The 16,983-nt window shown below is 67.4% G+C and carries 13 protein-coding genes; 3 read left to right on the plus strand and 10 right to left on the minus strand.

The window, feature by feature from the left end; all coding sequences use genetic code 11:
• Nucleotides 1–5 precede the first annotated feature (5 nt).
• The 4 genes from E1H18_RS17465 to E1H18_RS17480 all read right to left on the minus strand — a co-directional run bounded on the left by E1H18_RS17465 (nt 6) and on the right by E1H18_RS17480 (nt 6,824).
• Nucleotides 6–866 (minus strand): hypothetical protein, encoded by an 861-nt coding sequence (locus E1H18_RS17465; protein ID WP_172270802.1) that lies wholly within the window; start codon nt 864–866, stop codon nt 6–8.
• Between the two features lie 187 nt (nt 867–1,053).
• On the minus strand, nt 1,054–2,466 hold the full coding sequence (locus E1H18_RS17470; protein ID WP_172271222.1) for an efflux transporter outer membrane subunit: 1,413 nt from the start codon (nt 2,464–2,466) through the stop codon (nt 1,054–1,056).
• The gene (locus E1H18_RS17475) at nt 2,466–5,636 is read right to left on the minus strand and encodes an efflux RND transporter permease subunit (RefSeq protein ID WP_172270804.1); all 3,171 of its coding nucleotides are present in this window, start codon (nt 5,634–5,636) and stop codon (nt 2,466–2,468) included. The genes E1H18_RS17470 and E1H18_RS17475 overlap by 1 nt, the downstream gene beginning before the upstream one ends.
• A gap of 12 nt (nt 5,637–5,648) precedes the next feature.
• Nucleotides 5,649–6,824, minus strand: a complete 1,176-nt coding sequence (locus E1H18_RS17480) for an efflux RND transporter periplasmic adaptor subunit (RefSeq protein WP_172270806.1) — start codon at nt 6,822–6,824, stop codon at nt 5,649–5,651.
• Nucleotides 6,825–7,010: 186 nt separating this feature from the next.
• On the opposite strand from E1H18_RS17480, the gene E1H18_RS17485 reads away from it, so the two are divergent.
• Nucleotides 7,011–7,607: a TetR/AcrR family transcriptional regulator gene (locus tag E1H18_RS17485; protein WP_172270808.1), complete on the plus strand. Its 597-nt coding sequence runs from the start codon at nt 7,011–7,013 to the stop codon at nt 7,605–7,607.
• 158 nt (nt 7,608–7,765) lie between these two features.
• Nucleotides 7,766–8,440: a M23 family metallopeptidase gene (locus tag E1H18_RS17490; protein WP_172270810.1), complete on the plus strand. Its 675-nt coding sequence runs from the start codon at nt 7,766–7,768 to the stop codon at nt 8,438–8,440.
• 26 nt (nt 8,441–8,466) lie between these two features.
• Here E1H18_RS17490 and E1H18_RS17495 read toward each other — a convergent pair whose 3' ends face one another.
• The 4 genes from E1H18_RS17495 to E1H18_RS17510 form a co-directional block, all read right to left on the minus strand.
• Complete coding sequence (locus E1H18_RS17495; protein ID WP_172271224.1) at nt 8,467–9,204, minus strand: TIGR00730 family Rossman fold protein; 738 nt, start codon at nt 9,202–9,204, stop codon at nt 8,467–8,469.
• Nucleotides 9,205–9,288: 84 nt separating this feature from the next.
• The gene (locus tag E1H18_RS17500) at nt 9,289–10,146 is read right to left on the minus strand and encodes a rhamnogalacturonan acetylesterase (protein ID WP_172270812.1); all 858 of its coding nucleotides are present in this window, start codon (nt 10,144–10,146) and stop codon (nt 9,289–9,291) included.
• A gap of 106 nt (nt 10,147–10,252) precedes the next feature.
• A complete protein-coding gene (locus E1H18_RS17505; protein ID WP_172270814.1) occupies nt 10,253–11,881 on the minus strand; it encodes a family 43 glycosylhydrolase in 1,629 nt (542 codons plus the stop codon).
• A 206-nt stretch (nt 11,882–12,087) separates the two neighbouring features.
• Complete coding sequence (locus E1H18_RS17510) at nt 12,088–13,524, minus strand: sugar porter family MFS transporter (protein ID WP_172270816.1); 1,437 nt, start codon at nt 13,522–13,524, stop codon at nt 12,088–12,090.
• Nucleotides 13,525–13,917: 393 nt separating this feature from the next.
• Between E1H18_RS17510 and E1H18_RS17515 the strand changes: the two genes are divergently transcribed.
• Nucleotides 13,918–16,098: an outer membrane beta-barrel family protein gene (locus E1H18_RS17515; protein ID WP_172270818.1), complete on the plus strand. Its 2,181-nt coding sequence runs from the start codon at nt 13,918–13,920 to the stop codon at nt 16,096–16,098.
• 9 nt (nt 16,099–16,107) lie between these two features.
• On the opposite strand, the gene E1H18_RS17520 is transcribed toward E1H18_RS17515, so the two are convergent.
• Both E1H18_RS17520 and E1H18_RS17525 read right to left on the minus strand, forming a co-directional pair.
• Entirely contained in the window at nt 16,108–16,749 is a 642-nt protein-coding gene (locus E1H18_RS17520; protein ID WP_172270820.1) for an N-acetyltransferase, read from the minus strand.
• On the minus strand, nt 16,746–16,964 hold the full coding sequence (locus E1H18_RS17525) for a hypothetical protein (RefSeq protein ID WP_172270822.1): 219 nt from the start codon (nt 16,962–16,964) through the stop codon (nt 16,746–16,748). The genes E1H18_RS17520 and E1H18_RS17525 overlap by 4 nt, the downstream gene beginning before the upstream one ends.
• Nucleotides 16,965–16,983 lie beyond the last annotated feature (19 nt).

Below are 16,983 nucleotides of genomic sequence, written 5' to 3' on the forward strand. Positions count from 1 at the left end.
GGGCGCTAGGGGTGCGCCGCCGCGTTGATCCACGCCCGCTCGTTGGCCAGGTCAAGGGTCACCACCCAGTCCTTCAGCGTCGGCACGCCGATGTTGCCGTCGATGACCAGGTCCATGACCAGGGCCTGGGCGTCGATCTTGGGGCCGCCCTCGATCGACATCTTGATGGGCTGACGGTCCTTGCTGTCGGGGTTCAAGCCGAGCAGCGCGGCGTTGTGCTGGGCGACGACGACGGCGCCGTTGCTGCCGCTGTCCAGCTCCATCCAGACCGGGCCCTTGGGCGTGGGGACCGGCACGAACGGGGTCAGGGCCAGGCCGCCGGCGTCGCGCGCGAAGCGGACCGGGACCTCGGCGGCGCCCTTGATGCGAGCCTTCAGGCTGGCGGGGGTCTCGATCACCAGGCGCTGGGCGCCCAACTCCAGGGTCACGGCGCGGCCGGCGAAGGCGTCGAGCGCCACCGAGCCGTCGAGCGGCGGAGCGTTGGGCGGCAGCAGCTTGGCGAAGTCGAAGACGCCCACGGTCGGCGGGGCCAGGGCGACGCCGTCCGCCTCGATCGCGACCTTGTCGCAGCGTTCCAGGTCGACGCGATCGCCGCGCATGCGGTGGCCGGTGATGCGGCCCCAGGGCTGGCAGCCGATGCTCTTGGCGGCGGCGGGGGTGATGGCGGTCAAGCCGCCGGCGGTGTCGATCAGGAAGCGGCGGGGGGCGCCGGCGACCTTGGCCTCGAACGACCAGAGCACGCCCAGATAGGGCTCGAGCGCGATGGTGACCGGCTGGGCGGGCGGCGCGGGCGCGGCCTTCTGGGCCTGGGCGGGGGCGGCGGCGAGCAGCAGGCCAGCGGCCAGAAACAGGGTGGAAAGGCGCATGCGAACCTCGACAAGGGCGATCAACCCTGGGTCGCGCGTGCGGCGGTCGCTGTAAAGCGGAAAAGTGGGTGGAAGGGGCGGCTCCAGGGGTGGGGGGAAGGAGGCGCCCCTTCCGGTTCGCGGCCATCGGGGGGAGTGATGGCCGTGAACTCCCCCGGCCGAAGCCGGGGAAGGGGTGGAAAGACCGTCAGGCGGCGGGCGCGCCGCCGCCGAGGGTCTTGTAGAGCGAAACGAGGTTGGCGGCCCGGGCCAGGCGCACGGTGATCAGGCCCTGCTGGGCCGTGTACAGCGTGCGCTGGCTGTCCAGCTGGGTCAGGGCGCTGTCCAGGCCGGCGTCGCGACGTTGCAGCGACAGGCGCTGGCTGTCGGACGCGGCCTCGACCAGGCGTTCCTGCGAAGCCAGGCGGTCGGTGACCGTGGCGCGCACCGACAGGGCGTCCGACACCTCGCGGAAGGCTGTCTGGACCGCCTTCTCGTAGGTGGCCACGGCGATGTCGCGATCGGCCTTGGCGCCCTTCAGGTTGGCGATGTTGGCGCCGCCCGCGAAGATCGGCAGGCTGATCTGGGGCGAGAAGCTCCAGGCCTTGGTGCCGGCGTCGAACAGGCCCGACAGCTGGTTGTTCGTCGTGCCGTACTGTCCGGTCAGGCTGATGCGCGGGAAGAACGCCGCTCGCGCCGCGCCGATATTGGCGTTGGCGCCTTGCAGCTGGTGCTCGGCGGCCAGCACGTCGGGACGACGCAGCAGCACGTCCGACGGAAGACCGGCCGGCAGGTCGGCCAGGATTGTCGTCTCGGCCGCGCCGCCAAGACCGTTCGGCGGCAGCAGGTTCACCGGCACCTCGGTCCCGGCCAGCAGGGTCAGGGCGTTGCGGTCCTGGGCCACCTGGGCGGTGTAGGTCGCCACGTCGCCACGGGCGGTCTCGGCCAAGGTCTGGGCGTTGCGCAGGTCCAGACGTGAACCGACGCCGCCGTCGACCTGCTGCTGAACCAGGCGCAGCGACTCCTCGCGGGTCGCCAGGGTGTCCTTGGCCAGCGCCAGGCGGTCCTGGTCGGCGGCCAGGGTCAGCCAGGCCGTCGCGGTTTCCGAGATCAGCGAGATCCGGGCCGCGCGGCTGTTCTCCTCGGTCGCGAAGAAGCTCTGCAGCGCCGCGGCGCTGAGGCTGCGGACGCGGCCGAACAGGTCCAGTTCATAGGCGCTGACGCCCAGATTGGCGCTGTAGATCGTGGTGTCGATCCCGACGCCGAACTGCGAGCCGGCGGCCGGCTGGTGGATGCGCTGCTCGGAGAGCACGCCGTTCACCGCCGGCAGCAGGGCCGCGCGCTGAATGCCGTACTGGGCGCGGGCCTTCTCGATGTTCAGCACCGCCACGCGCAGGTCGCGGTTCTGCTGCAGGGCCAGGTCGACCACGCCTTGCAGACGCGGGTCGAGCAGGACCTGGCGCCAGTCGAGGTCGGCGGCCGACACCGAGCCCGTGGGCTCGGGCGCCGGCGTGGACCAGGTCTGGGCCACCGGCATGGCGGGCCGCTCGTAGCGCGGGGCCATGGTGCAGGCGCCGACCGCCGTGGAGGCGATCAGGGCCAGGGAGAGGTTGCGCAGCATCATTGGTGAGCCTCGGAGGCCGGGACGTCGCCGCCGTGCTCGGCGACGGCCTTGTCGTGGCCGGGGTGCTTGGGTTTGAAGATCTTCTCGACGACCACGAAGAACAGCGGGACGAAGAAGATCGCCAGGAGGGTGGCCGAGATCATGCCGCCGATCACGCCGGTGCCGATCGCGTGCTGGGCGCCGGAGCCGGCCCCGTTGGAGATCGCCAGCGGCAGCACGCCGAAGACGAAGGCCAGCGAGGTCATGATGATCGGACGCAGGCGCAGACGAACCGCTTCCAGCGTGGCTTCGGTCAGGCCCATGCCCTTCTCGTACAGATCCTTGGCGAATTCGACGATCAGGATGGCGTTCTTGGCGGCCAGGCCCATGGTCGTCAGCAGGCCGACCTGGAAGTAGATGTCGTTGCTGAGACCGCGGGCGAAGGTGGCCAGCAGGGCGCCGACGATGCCCAGCGGCACCACCATGATGACGGCCAGCGGGATCGACCAGCTCTCATAGAGGGCGGCCAGCAGCAGGAACACCACCAGGATCGAGATGCCGTACAGGGCGGGCGCCTGGTTGCCGGACTCCTGTTCCTGGGCCGACAGGCCGGTCCATTCGAAGCCGATGCCAGGCGGCAGCTTGGCGGCCAGGGCCTCCATCGCCGCGATCGCCTGACCCGAGCTCTTGCCCGGCGCCGGGGAGCCTTGCAGGTTGATCGACGAGACGCCGTTGTAGCGTTCCAGGCGCGGCGAGCCGAAGGTCCAGTCCGCGGTCGCGAAGGCCGGGAAGGGCACCATCTGGCCGCTGCTGTTGCGGACGTACCAGCGGTTAAGGTCTTCCGGCGTCATGCGGAACTGGGCGTCAGCCTGCATGTAGACCTTCTTCACGCGACCGCGGTCGATGAAGTCGTTGACGTATGAACCACCCCAGGCGGCGCTAAGCGCGCTGTTGATGTCGGCGGTGGTCAGGCCCATGGCGCCGGCCTTGGCCTGGTCGACCTCAATCTGCAGCTGCGGGGTGTCTTCCTGACCGTTCGGGCGCACGCCCGCCAGGTTCGGATCCTGACCGGCCATGCCCAGCATCATGTTACGGGCGTTGACCAGGGCTTCGTGACCGACGCCGCCGACGTCCTGCAGCTGGAAGTCGAAGCCCGACGAGGTGCCCAGTTCCGGCACGGCCGGCGGGATGATCGGGAAGACCATGGCGTTGCGGATCTGCGAGAAGGCGCCCATGGCCCGGCCGGCGACGGCCGGAGCCTTGAGGTTGGCGGCCTTGCGCTCGTCGAAGTCCTTCAGGCGGGTGAAGGCCATGCCGGCGTTCTGGCCCGCGCCGGCGAAGCTGAAGCCCGAGATGGTGAAGACCGACTGCACGGCGTCCTTCTCGTTCTTCAGATAGTAGTCGCGGACCTGGGTCAGGACGGCTTGGGTCTTTTCCTCGGTCGCGCCGGCGGGCAGCTGCACCAGGGTCATCATGATCCCCTGGTCTTCTTCCGGCAGGAAGGCGCTGGGCAGGCGGATGAACAGCAGGCCCATGGCCACCAGGATAGCGGCGTAGATCGCCATCCAGCGGCCGCTCTTGCCCAGGATGCCGCGGACGGAACCCTGGTAGCGCGTCGACATGTCGTTGAAGCTGCGGTTGAACCAGCCGAAGAAGCCCTTCTTGTCGTCGTGGTGACCGGCTTCGACGGGCTTGAGCATGGTGGCGCAGAGGGCCGGCGTCAGCACCAGGGCGACCAGCACCGACAGGGCCATGGCCGAGACGATGGTGATCGAGAACTGGCGGTAGATCACACCTTGCGAGCCGCCGAAGAAGGCCATCGGCACGAACACCGCCGACAGCACCAGCGCGATGCCGATCAGGGCGCCGGTGATCTCGTTCATCGACTTGCGAGTGGCTTCCTTGGGCGACAGGCCCTCTTCGGACATCACCCGCTCGACGTTCTCGACCACGACGATGGCGTCATCGACCAGCAGGCCGATGGCCAGCACCAGGCCGAACATGGTGAGCGTGTTGATGGAATAGCCGAACAGCGCCAGCACGCCGAAGGTGCCGAGCAGGACGACGGGGACGGCGATCGTCGGGATCAGCGTCGCGCGCCAGTTCTGCAGGAACAGGTACATGACGATGAAGACGAGGATGATGGCCTCGATCAGCGTCTTGATCACTTCGTGGATCGACAGCTCGACGAACGGGGTCGAGTCATACGGCACGACGTACTTGTAGCCGTTCGGGAACGACTTCTCGAGCTGCGACATCCGCTCCTTGACCGCCTTGGCGGTGTCCAGCGCGTTCGCGCCGGGGGCCAGACGGATGGCGATGCCCGAAGCCTGGTGGCCGTTGAACTTGGCCAGCGAGCCATAGTTCTCGGCGCCGAGTTCGACGCGGGCCACGTCGCTGAGGCGGACGGTGGCGCCGCCCGTGCTGTTCTTGACGATGATGTTGCGGAACTGCTCGGGGGTCTGCAGGCGCGACTGGGCGGTGATCGTGGCGTTGAGGCCCGTGCCCGGCAGGTTGGGCGTGCCGCCCAGCTGGCCGGCCGAGACCTGGGCGTTCTGGGCGCGGATGGCGGCGGCGACGTCGGCCGGGGTCAGGCTGAAGCCGGCCAGCTTCTGCGGGTCCAGCCAGATGCGCATGGCGTACTGGGCGCCGAACAGCTGGATGTCGCCCACGCCGTCGACGCGGCTCAACGGGTCCTGGATGTTCGAGGCCAGATAGTCGGCCAGGTCGGTGTTGGTGGTCTTCGGATCCTCGGAATAGAGGCCCACGACCATCATGAAGTTACGGGCCGACTTGGCGACCGTCAGGCCCTGTTGCTGCACTTCCTGCGGCAGCAGCGCGGTGGCCGTCTGCAGCTTGTTCTGGACCTGCACCTGGGCGATGTCGATGTCGGTCCCGGCCTTGAAGGTCAGGGTGATCGTGGCCGCCCCGGAGCTGTCGCTGGTCGACGACATGTATTCCAGGCCGTCCAGGCCCTTCATCTTCTGTTCGATGACCTGGGTGACGCTGTCTTCCACCGTCTTGGCGGAGGCGCCCGGGTAGATGGCGGCGACCGACACCTGGGGCAGGGCGATCTCAGGATATTGCGCGATCGGCAGGGTCCGGATGGCGAGCGCCCCGGCTAGCATGATCACGATGGCGATGACCCATGCGAAGATGGGTCTGTCGATGAAGAAGCGCGAGAGCATCTTGGGCCCGCCTTAGTGTTGGGCTTGAGCAGCAGGGGCGGCGGGCTTGGAGCCCGCGGGGACGGCCTTGATCTGCGCGCCGGGGCGCAGCTTCATCAGGCCTTCGGTAATGACCTTGTCGCCGGCGGTCAGGCCGCTGGTGACCAGCCACTTGTCGCCGACCGTCTGACCCAGGGTCACTGGACGCATCTCGGCGCCCTTGGCGCCGACGAGGCTGACCATGGCGTTGCCCTTCGGGTCGCGCTGGACGCCGGCCTGCGGGATCAGGATGCCGCTGGCGGCGACGCCCTGGCTGAGCGTGGCGCGGACATACATGCCCGGCAGCAGCGTGCCGTTCGGGTTCTGGAACACGGCGCGCAGGCCGACCGAGCCGGTGCCGGCGTCGACGGTGATGTCCGAGAACTCCAGCGTGCCCGGCGTCGGATAGGTCGAGCCGTCTTCCAGCACCAGGTTCACCTGGGCGGTGTTGGTCTTGCCGACCTTGCCGCTGGCGAACTGTTGCTTGAGCTTCAGCAGCTCGGCCGAGGTCCGGGTCAGGTCGACATAGATCTTCGACATGTCCTGGATGGTGGCCAGGGCGGTGGTCTGGCCGGCGGTGACCAGGGCGCCCGGCGTGACCGCGCTCTTGCCGATGCGGCCCGAGATCGGCGCGGCGACCTTGGTCCAGTTCAGGTTGATGCGGGCGTTGTCCAGGGCTGCGCGCTGCACGGCGACGGCGGCGGCCGTCTGCAGGGCTGCGGCCTGGGCGTCGTCATTGTCCTGCTTGGACACCGCGCCGCTGTCGACCAGGCCCTTGAAGCGGTCGGCCTTCAGCTTGGCGCTGGTCGCAGTGGCTTGCGCCTGGGCCAGGTTGGCGGCTGCGCTGTTGTAGGCGGCCTGGAACGTGGCCGGATCGATCTGGTACAGCGGCTGGCCGGCGCGGACGTACGAGCCTTCCTCGAACAGGCGCGACTTGATCACGCCGCCCACCTGCGGGCGGACTTCCGAGACCAGGAAGGCCGATGTGCGTCCCGACAGCTCGGCGGTCAGGCCGACCGGCTGAGCCTGAGCGACGACATAGCCGACCTCGACCGGGCCACCCATGCCCATGCCCGCGCCGCCGGCGTCTTTCTTGCCGCAGGCCGACAGAGTGAGCGCGATGGCGGCAAGCCCCACGGCCGTCGTCACGGCGGTGCGTTGAAAGTGCATGTTTAACCCCGGATGCGTGGGCCTCGCGAGCGATTGCTCTTGACGAAGCCGGCATGATGAACAATCTGAGAATGAACGTTCATTCTCAAGCGGGCTGGACAAAGGATCGGTGTTGACGCAAGTCAACCTCCCCAGCGTCCAGCTTTCGCTGACCTAACGGAAATGTAATGTCGATCAGGTTTTTCAATGACTGACGAGACCCATTCGGCCCGTCCGTCGCCAGAATCGCGCCGTCAGCAGATCCTCGACGCGGCTTGCGAGCGCGTGCGTCAGTCCGGTTTCCATGGGGCCAGCATGGCCGACATCGCCAAGGCCGCCGGCCTGAGCGTCGGCCAGATCTATCGCTACTTCGAGAACAAGGAAGCGATCATCGCCGCCATCGTCGCCCAGGACCTGGCCGAGATGCGCGACAAGTTCGCCGAGATGGAGAGCCGCCCGGGCACGCTGCTGGACTCCATCGAGGAGCATCTGCCCGACGGCATCGACAAGTGCTTCGACCCGCGCCGCGCAGCCCTGGCCATCGAGGTGGTCGCCGAAGCCGCCCGCAATCCCAAGGTCGCCGCCATCGTCCGCGCCGCCGACGAGCAGGAGCGCGCCTTGGCCCGGGGCATGATGGAGCGCGACCGAAAGCCTGAATGGAGCGAGGCCGAGTTCAACGCCCGCTGCGAGGTCGTGGGCATGATCTTCGATGGCCTGCTGATGCGTGGGGTCAATCACCCGAACCTGGACCGCCAGGCCCTGGCCGCGGTTCTGCGCTCGACCGTCCGTCACCTGCTGGGCTAAGTCGGGTTGTCGGAATATATCAACGATTTCATAGCTTAAGTGTGGGTTTGGCGCGACGGTCGGTCGCATGGGGCGGGCATTTCCCCAGCCGCTGTTAACCCTTAGATACGACTTCAGTCACGCGTGGGGGGCTTCCACACGAGACGGAAAGTCCCTTGATGACGTCATTCACCGTGAAGACCAGCGCGCCTGCGGTTCGCTGCGCGCTGGGTCTCGCGACGGTCTTCGCCCCGATGCTGGTGGCCGCCATGGAGCGGCCGGTGTCGCGGCAGGTGAAAATGCCGGCCATCGTCAGGCTGCTGGCCGACATCAAGGCCGAGACGCCCAAGCCGCCGCTGATGGAGCTGGTCTGGAAGGGCGCCGACATCGACGGCGACGGCGCGCCCGATTTCGCCAATCCGACCGGCGCGGCGCCGCGGGGCCACGACGCCTTCGGCGACGGTGAGTTCGGCGCCCGCCGCGATGGCGGGACCCGCGCCCACGAGGGCGTCGACTACGTGGCCCAGGCGGGTCAGGCCGTCCGCGCGCCGATGTCGGGCTACGTCACCAAGATCGGCTTCGCCTATGCCGGCGACACCGCGCTGAAGTTCGTCGAGATCACCAACCCGGCCTTGGGCTACGCCGCCCGCGCCTTCTATGTGAACCCGGGCGTCGAGGTCGGGCAGACGGTGCGTCTGGGCCAGTCGATCGGCACGGTGGCCAGCCTGCAGGACCACTATCGCGGCATCACCGACCACGTGCACCTCGAGATCCTGGCCCCCGGCGGCGACCGCGTGAACGCCGCCCAGCTGATCACCCCGACGATGGTGGCGAAGGTTGGTCAGGCGGCCTAGGACTCAAGAGACCTGCGGGCGCGGCGTCAGAGGCCGTCAGGGACCGGCAGTCCGCCGCGAACCAACTCGGCCCATGTGCTTTCGGCGTCGTCGGCGAAGCGCAGCAGCTCCAGGTCGGCGGGCGCGATCATGCCGTGCTCGGCCAGGGCCTCGAAATTGATGACCGACCGCCAATAGGCCTCGTCGAACAGCACGATCGGGATCGGCGGCGCCTTGTCGGTCTGGCGCAGGGTCAGGATCTCGAACAGCTCGTCGAAGGTGCCGAAGCCGCCGGGGAACACCACCAGCGCGTTGGCCCGCATCGCCAGGTGCATCTTGCGCATGGCGAAGTAGTGGAACCGGAAGGTCAGGTCCGGCGTGCTGTACGGATTGGGCGTCTGCTCGTGCGGCAGGGTGATGTTGAAGCCGATCGACGGCGCGCCCGCGTCGAAGGCGCCGCGGTTGGCGGCCTCCATCACGCCGGGGCCGCCGCCGGTGGCGATGACGTTGTCGCGGACGTGCTCGCCGTTCTCCAGCTTGGCGCCGCCGCGCTCGGAAACGATCTGACCCAGCTGGCGGGCCTGCGCGTACCAGTCGGCTTGGCGGCCCGGGCCATCCTCGCGCACGCGGGCGCTGCCGAACACCACGACGGTCGAGCGCACGCCCCAGCGCCGCAGGGCCTCGTCGGCCTTGGCGAACTCCAGCAGGAACCGGACGCCGCGCATCGAGTCGCCGAGCAGGAAGTCCTGATCCTGCGCCGCCAGCCGGTATGAGGGCGAATCCATCTGGGCGCGGTTGGCGGCGAGGGTGTGATCAGTCACGCGGGATACTCTAGCTGGCGAGACCCCGGATATAGGCGTGGAGCGACCCTAGGGCAGCAGGTTTCTGCCCAGCTCCGGAACCGCCTGCGCCAGCGCCTTGGCGATCATCGTCGAGAAGTAGTCCGCGCCTTCGGGGCCGACATGGGTGTAGTCGAACACCGGCTTGAACTCGGCCATGGCGCTGGGCGGGCCAGGCGGCTGGGCCGGCGGGCGCGGCGGGACCACGGCCCCGGGAATGGCGGGCTCGTAGAACATCGCGCCGGTCGTCGTGCCGGACTTGGCCGCCTCGGCGATGTCGGTCGGCGGCGGGATTTCGCCAAAGCGCAGAGCCGCGACCGGACCCATGGCCTGGACGGCGTCCTTGGACAGCTGGTGCAGGTCGACCAGCGGGGTTTGGGTTTCGGCCGCGACCTTGCGGATGGCGTCGGCCCAGGGGGCGAGGTCGTCATGAACTTGGCCGTTGTGGAACTGCCGGCGGATCAGCGGGGTGACCAGCACCGGTTGGGCGCCGGTCGCGCGGGTCTCCTCGACGAAGCGCCTGAGGTTGGCCGGGAACTCGGTCGCCAGATCCGTCGAACGCTCGGGGCGGCCCGGCTGGTCGTTGTGGCCCAGCTGGATCAACACCCAGGTCTTGGCGAAGCCGCCCGACGACATCTCCTTCAGGGCCAGGGCCCAGGAGCCTTCCTCGCGATAGGTGCGGGTCGAGCGTCCGCCGCGGCCCAGGTTCACGCAGGCGACGTTGGAGGTCACGTGCTTGGAACAGAAACTGCCGCCCCAACCGCTGCCGACGGCGGTCGTGGAGTCGCCGACGAGGACGACCTTGGGGGCTTTGAAAAAGGGCTCCTGCGCGGCCGTGATCGTCGGGAAGGCCAGGAGGGCGGCGGCTGCCAGGACGGCTTTCAGCATCTCAATTTCCGTTTCCCCGGCGAAAGCCGGGACCCAGATTCATCCAGAAAGGTTCGTGGGTTTCACCTGGGCCCCGGCTTTCGCCGGGGAGATCGGTGTGTGGGGATCAGTCCAGCGCCCGGTACTTGAAGTTCTTGAACCGGGCCGAGCCCTTGCCGGCGGCGTAGAGGCCGGGCTTGAGCATCATGAAGCCGCCACGGACATTGTGGTGGTAGCCCGAGACTTCCATGCCGCGGTCGAAGCGCTTCCAGGTTTTCCCACCGTCGCTGCTGGTGTGGAAGCTGACGATGTGGCGGGTGTTGATCACCTTCATCAGCATCCTGGCGCCGTGCGGATTGGCCGGACGGCCGCGCTCGATGCCGTATTGGTGGGTGACGAAGTTCTTCGCGTCGAAGCCCAGGCCGCAATAGAGCTGGCGATCGTAGAACAGGATCAGGCCGGCGCGGGTGTCCGGATCGATCTCGATCTCGCACTCGAACTCATAGGCCTGGTCGCCGTTGACGAAGATCAGCGGCGAACCGCTGGACGGCGCCTCGCCCGAACCCTTCAGGGTCAGCACGCCATTGGCGCGGGTGAGGCGCTGGTGCTCGCCCGGCTTGGGATCGAAGAAGTTCCACTGCACGCCGTACTTGTCGGTCGAGAAGTCGTCCGACAGCGCCATGCCGTGCGGGCCGGCCTTGCCGCCCTTGGGCTTGGGGATGGGCTTGGACAGATCGCCGCCGCCGATCTCGAACCAGCCGTCCTTGGTCCAGGTGACCGGGGCCAGCAGGGTCTGGCGGCCCAGGGTGTAATAGCCGTTTTCGTAGCCGTGATAGACGGTCCACCAGTCGCCGGGCGTCGGACCCTCGACCAGGGTGGCGTGGCCGCGCGACCACCACTTCTCGCTGTTGTCGACGGTGCGGACCAGCGGGTTTTGCGGGTGATCCTCCCACGGACCGGCCAGGGACTTGGCTCGGGCGGCGATGACCATGTGGCCGGTCGGCGGGCCGGCCGTGCCGCCTACGGCGGTGATCATGTAGAAGTACTCGCCGTGCTTCATGACCTTGGGGCCTTCGGGCGAGAAGCCTTCGACGTCCCAGGTGTCGGGGTACTTCCACGGATTATAGACGTGCTCGGGTTCGCCCACGGTCTTCAGGCCGTCCGGGGTCAGCTTGATGCGGTCGCCGCCCGACAGGAACAGCCAGCGCTCGCCCTTCTCGTCGACGATGTGGCCGGGGTCGATGTAGCGCGGCAGCTTGAGGTCGACCGGCTCGGACCATGGGCCCTCGATCTTGTCGGCCCAGATCACGTAGCTGGTGTTGTTGTTGGGGAACTTGGCCGGCAGGTAGATGTAGTAGCGGCCCTTGTGCTTGCAGATTTCGGGGGCCCAGATCGAGCCGACATTGGTCTTCAGCGTGGTGGTGACCGGCGTCCAGTTCACCAGATCCTTCGAGTGCCAGATCAGCAGGCCCGGATAGGCGTCGAACGACGAGTGGGTCATGTAGTAGTCGTCGCCGTCCTTCAGGATCGAAGGATCGGGACGGTCGCCGGCCAGGATCGGGTTGAGGAACGTGCCATCGCCCAGGTCGGCCTTGCGCTGGCCTTCGATGCCCTTGGTCCAGGTCGGGCCCGAGGTCTGCTTGGCGGGCAGCAGGCCCATCTGGGGAGCGGCTTCGGCGGCAGCTGCGGGCAGGGCGGCCAGACCCGCGCCAGTGAGCAGCGAACCGAGCGCGCCGCGACGGTTGATATCGACCATGGGTGTTCCTCCCGAACCACAGACCGGCCCTCGGGGCCGTTACCTTGTTACCGGTAACTTAGTCAGGTGGCGGTTGCATTGTCCACCGGTGTCCAAGGCCAGACATGAAAAGAAATGTCCGACAATTTGGGCGAGCGCAACGCCGGCCAAGAAAAACGCCCGGGAGTCTCCTCCCGGGCGTCGCATCGTTGAAGCGGTGAAAGGCTTCAGCCCTCCATCGCCTCCAGTTCCTTGCCTCGGGTCTCGTGGATCAGCTTCTGGACCAGGAAGAACGAGACCACGGCGCTGGCCGCATAGAAGCCGTAGGTCATCGGCAGGCTCAGCTTGGCCATGGCCGGGAAGCTGAAGGAGATGGCGAAATTGGCCATCCACTGGGCGAAGCCGGCGACGGCCAGGGCCGAGCCGCGCATCTGGTTGGGGAACATCTCGCCCAGCATGACCCACATGACCGGGCCCCAGCTGAGGTTGAAGAACACCACATAGGCGTTGGCGGCGATCAGGGCGATCGGGCCGGCGCCGTCGGCCATCTGCAGGGCGCCGTTGACCGTGGTGGCGGTCGAGAAGCACCAGGTCAGCACGCCCAGGGTCACGGCCATGCCGGCCGAACCGATCAAGAGCAAGGGCTTGCGGCCGACACGGTCGATCAGGCCCATGCAGGCCAGGCAGGCGATGATCGACAGGGCGCCCGACAGGATGTTGATCTTCAGGCTGTCGTCCTCGGTGAAGCCCACCGACTGCCACAGCACCGAGCCGTAGTAGAAGACGATGTTGATGCCGACGAACTGCTGGAAGATGGCCAGGACTAGGCCGGCCCACAGGATGGGGCGGATCTTCTTGCTGACCGGGTCCAGCAGGTCCGAGAACTTCGGCTTGTGGTCGGCGTTCAGCGAGGCGCGGATCTCGGCGACCTTGGCCGCGCCGGCGCCGGCCCCGAACAGGCGCGAGAGCACGGCTTCGGCCTCGGCGTCCTTACCCTTGGCGACCAGGTAGCGCGGGCTTTCCGGAATGGTCAGCAGGGCGAAGAAGAACACGCCGGCCGGGATGACCTGCATCCAGAACATCCAGCGCCAGGCGGGCAGGCCCAGCCAGAACTCTGCGGTCGAGCTGCCGGCGGTGTGGGCCAGCACGTAGTTGGCCACGAACGCGCCGGTCAGGCCGGTGATGATCATGATCTGCTGCACCGACGACAGGCGGCCGCGGATGTTGGCGGGCGTGACTTCCGAGATGTAGACGGGGCACAGCACCGAGGCCGCGCCGACGCCCAGGCCGCCGATCAGGCGGAAGATGACGAAGATCGTCGAGGTGTGGGCCGCGCCCGTGCCGATGGCGCTGAGCACGAACAGCAGGGCCGAGATGATCATCACCGTGCGGCGGCCCCACACGTCGGCCAGACGGCCGGCGGCGAAGGCGCCAATGGCGCAGCCGATCAGGATGGCGGCGACGTTCAGGCCGGTGCCGAATTCGGTGAGATTGAAGGCGCTGTTCAGGCCTTCCTGGGTGCCGTTGATGACACCGCTGTCGTAGCCGAACATGAAGCCGCCGATCGTGGCGACCGCGACGATGGCGGACACGAAGGCCATGTTGACCTTCAGCCCATCGGCGCTCATGCCGGCGCTGGGCCCGGCGTTGGTTACACTAGCCACAGGTTTCCTCCCCATGGGGCCGCTCGGCCCAAATTGATGCCCTGACGACCCTTTCCGGGTCTCTGGTTGCCGGCGACCTTAGTGTTACCGGTATCAGCGCGCAAGCTTGGGTTCTGTGACCCTCTTCTCGCGCGGGACTCACCCCTGCTTGAGCCTATCGATAGCAGAAGCTGGGCCGAGTGCGATGGGGCGCGCCAAGTCTATGAGGTGTGGCGTGAATGACGCCATCCGAAAGCCCGCACAAACATTGCGGAAAAGACATTTGTCTTTGGCCGCAAGCCCAGGCTTAACAGGGGTAATTCAACTGTCTTTACGCGCGTAAATCCTTGTGATTTACGCTTGTGCAATCGGTGCGCGCCTCGCCGCCGAGCGCTATTGCTTTGGGGAAAGCTCTTGCGACTGAAGTTCGCCCTTCTGGCCGCCGCCGCGGTCATCCTGCCGCCCGCCGTGGGCCTAGCTCAGACGCCTGCGCCGGCTGCGAAACCCGCCGCCAAGGAGGCCGCGACGGCCGTCGAGGGCGTGGTGATCACCAGCGACTCCACGGCCATGCGCAGCTCGATCGACAGCCGCAGCTATAGTGTCGCCAACGACCTGTCGGCCCGCACGGGCTCGGTGGCCGACGCCCTGCGCAACGTGCCTTCGGTCAGCGTCGACGTGCAGGGCAACGTCAGCCTGCGCGGCGACGCCAACGTCACCATCCTGATCGACGGCAAGCCCTCCAGCCAGTTCACGGGCGAGGGCAAGGGCGACGCCCTGTCGTCGATGCCGGCCGACCAGATCGACCGCGTCGAGGTGATGACCAATCCGTCGGCCGCCTATCGTCCTGACGGCTCGGCGGGGATCATCAACCTGATCACCAAGAAGACCCAGAAGCCGGGCGTCAACGGCACGGTGCGCTTCAACGTCGACACCCTGGGGCGTCACAACGGCGGGATCAGCGCCACGCGTCGGGCGGGCAAGCTGACCCTGACCGGCGACGCCAGCTATCGTCGCGACACCCAGGACGCCGCCCAGGTCATCGATCGCGCCACGCTGGATCGGGCCAGCGGGGGCTATCTGACCAGCAAGCAGGACGCCGTCGTCGACAATTCCGGCGGCATGACCAGCCTGCGCGGCGCGTTCGACTACGACGTCGACAAGAACAACCGCCTGAGCGGCGAACTACGCCTGCGTCGGATCGCCTTCGACACCGACGTCGACGAAACCTATTCGGCTCTGACCGCCGCGGGCGCGCCCTCGCGGGCCTATCTGCGCACGACGTCGGGCGAGATGACCCGTGACAACGGCGCGATCAGCGCCGACTGGCGCCGGCAGTTCAAGGGCGGTTCGGACCATGTCCTGACCACCCATCTCGAGCACGAGATCACCGACTTCACGCGCGACAGCCAGGCCTTCACCCGCAACACGCCGGGCTTGGATCTCTATGAGCGCATCGGCATGGAGGTCGAGCAGACCCGCACCAACCTGAAGGCCGACTACACCCGGCCGATGCCCGACAGCGTCAAGCTGAAGACCGGCTTCGACTTCGAGGTGGCCAGCAACGACTACGTCAACCGCGGCGCTGAAGGTCCGAGCGCCAGCGGTCTGATCCCCGTGCCGTCGCGCAACAACCGCTATGTCTTCGATCAGGACGTCTACGCCGCCTACGTCACCTACGAGCGGCCGTTCGGCGACTTCTCGGTGCAGGGCGGCCTGCGCGCCGAGCAGGTGCAGATCAAGGTCGACGACGTCACCAACCGGGTGACCGGCGACAACCAGTACTTCAAGGTCTATCCGACCTTGCACATGGGCTACACGCTCAGCCAAAGCCAGACGCTGAGCGCCAATTTCAGCCGCCGCGTCCAGCGCCCCGGGGCCCAGGACCTGCATCCGTATCGGGTCTATATCGACCCCTATAATTACCGGCAGGGCAATCCGGACCTGAAGCCGCAGATCACCGATAGCTTCGAGCTGGGCTGGCAGATGCGCAAGGGTCAGACCTACTACCTGGCCACGGCCTATTTCCGCGACACCAAGGACAGCGTCACCGACGTGGTCAGCGACCTGGGCGGCGGTGCGTTCCTGACCTCGCGGGCCAATCTGGGCAAGAGCCGCAGCGGCGGCCTGGAGCTGGTGGCCAACGGCCGGCTGACGCCCAAGCTGACCTACAATCTCAGCGGCAACCTGTTCTGGAACGAGATCGACGCCGCCAACCTGGGCTTTACCGGCACGCGTTCTGGCACGGCGGTCGCCGGCCGCGCCAACCTGAACTGGCAGGCGACGTCCAAGGACTTCGTGCAGCTGAACGTCTTCAGCTCGGGCAAGCGCCTGACGCCGCAGGGCCATCGCGAGCCGTTCAAGATGCTGAACCTGGGCTATCGCCGGAAGGTCAACGACAAGCTGTCCTTCGTGGTCACCGCTCAGGACGCGCTGGACTGGTTCCAGGACGTCTCGGTCACCGACACGCCCGCCCTGCGCGACCGTACGCGGCGTTCGGCCAATGTGCGTTCGGTGTTCTTCGGCTTCAGCTACGCGTTCGGCGGGGGCAAGCCCAAGGCGGAGCAGTTCGACTTCAACGCTGGCGGGCCAGGCTAGGAGAGGTCGTCAGACCTGACGTGATCCCAGGCGGTCGCCGGCGCGGCGGCCCCATGGGACGCCGTCCGATGTGAGATAGACGCCCGCCTGACGACCCTCGTCTTCGGTGGATCCCCTGAGGGAGGGGAGGCGAGCTTCAAGCTGCTCGCTCTCCGCGCGCGCAGCCCAGGCTGAGCGTTGGGTCAGCGTCTTCTCGTAACGCCAGGCCTTGAGTGGGAACCAGCCCCCTGGGATTTCGGACGGCAAGGTCTGGGTTCGGGCCAGGGTCCAGCCCGCCTTCTGGTAGAAGCGTGCGGCGCGCGTGTTGCCGACCGTGCAGGCCAGCCAGGACTTAGTGGCTCCCGCCTCCAGCAGTCGGTTCTCGGCGTCGATCATCAGCAAGGCGGCGATCCCTGCGCCACGCGACTCTTCGGCCACGTACAGCTGATGCAGTTCGTCGCCCTTGATCAGGTGAAAGCCGAACGGTGCGCCGACCGGTCCCATGGTGCGGATGCGCGGCATGGCTACCGCCATGCGGTCGATGAAGCTGTCCAGCGTGCTTCTGGTCGCCAGAGCCTTCGGGACGATCGGCAGGTGCGCGTCTCGCCAGCCCCGCCACCAAAGGAGGGCCAGGGGGGCGAGATCTGCGGCTTCGGCGGAACGGACGCTCATGCCTTGTCGCCTCCGACAGGGGGCTTGGCGACGCTAACCTTACGGAACGCTGCGCGCACGGTTTTGATCGTCAAGACGGTTAAGGCGGCGAGCGCCGCGGGGATCAGGGCCAGCAGCCAGACCAGGACGACGAGCGCGAGTTGCAGGCTCGTCGTCAGCACCACGAGCGTGGGCGATTCGCGTCTTTCATCGTGCAATCGGTTGAAGATTAACATCTTGGCGGCGCTGAGGATG

Source organism: Caulobacter sp. RHG1 (assembly GCF_013181195.1).
Taxonomy (GTDB): domain Bacteria; phylum Pseudomonadota; class Alphaproteobacteria; order Caulobacterales; family Caulobacteraceae; genus Caulobacter.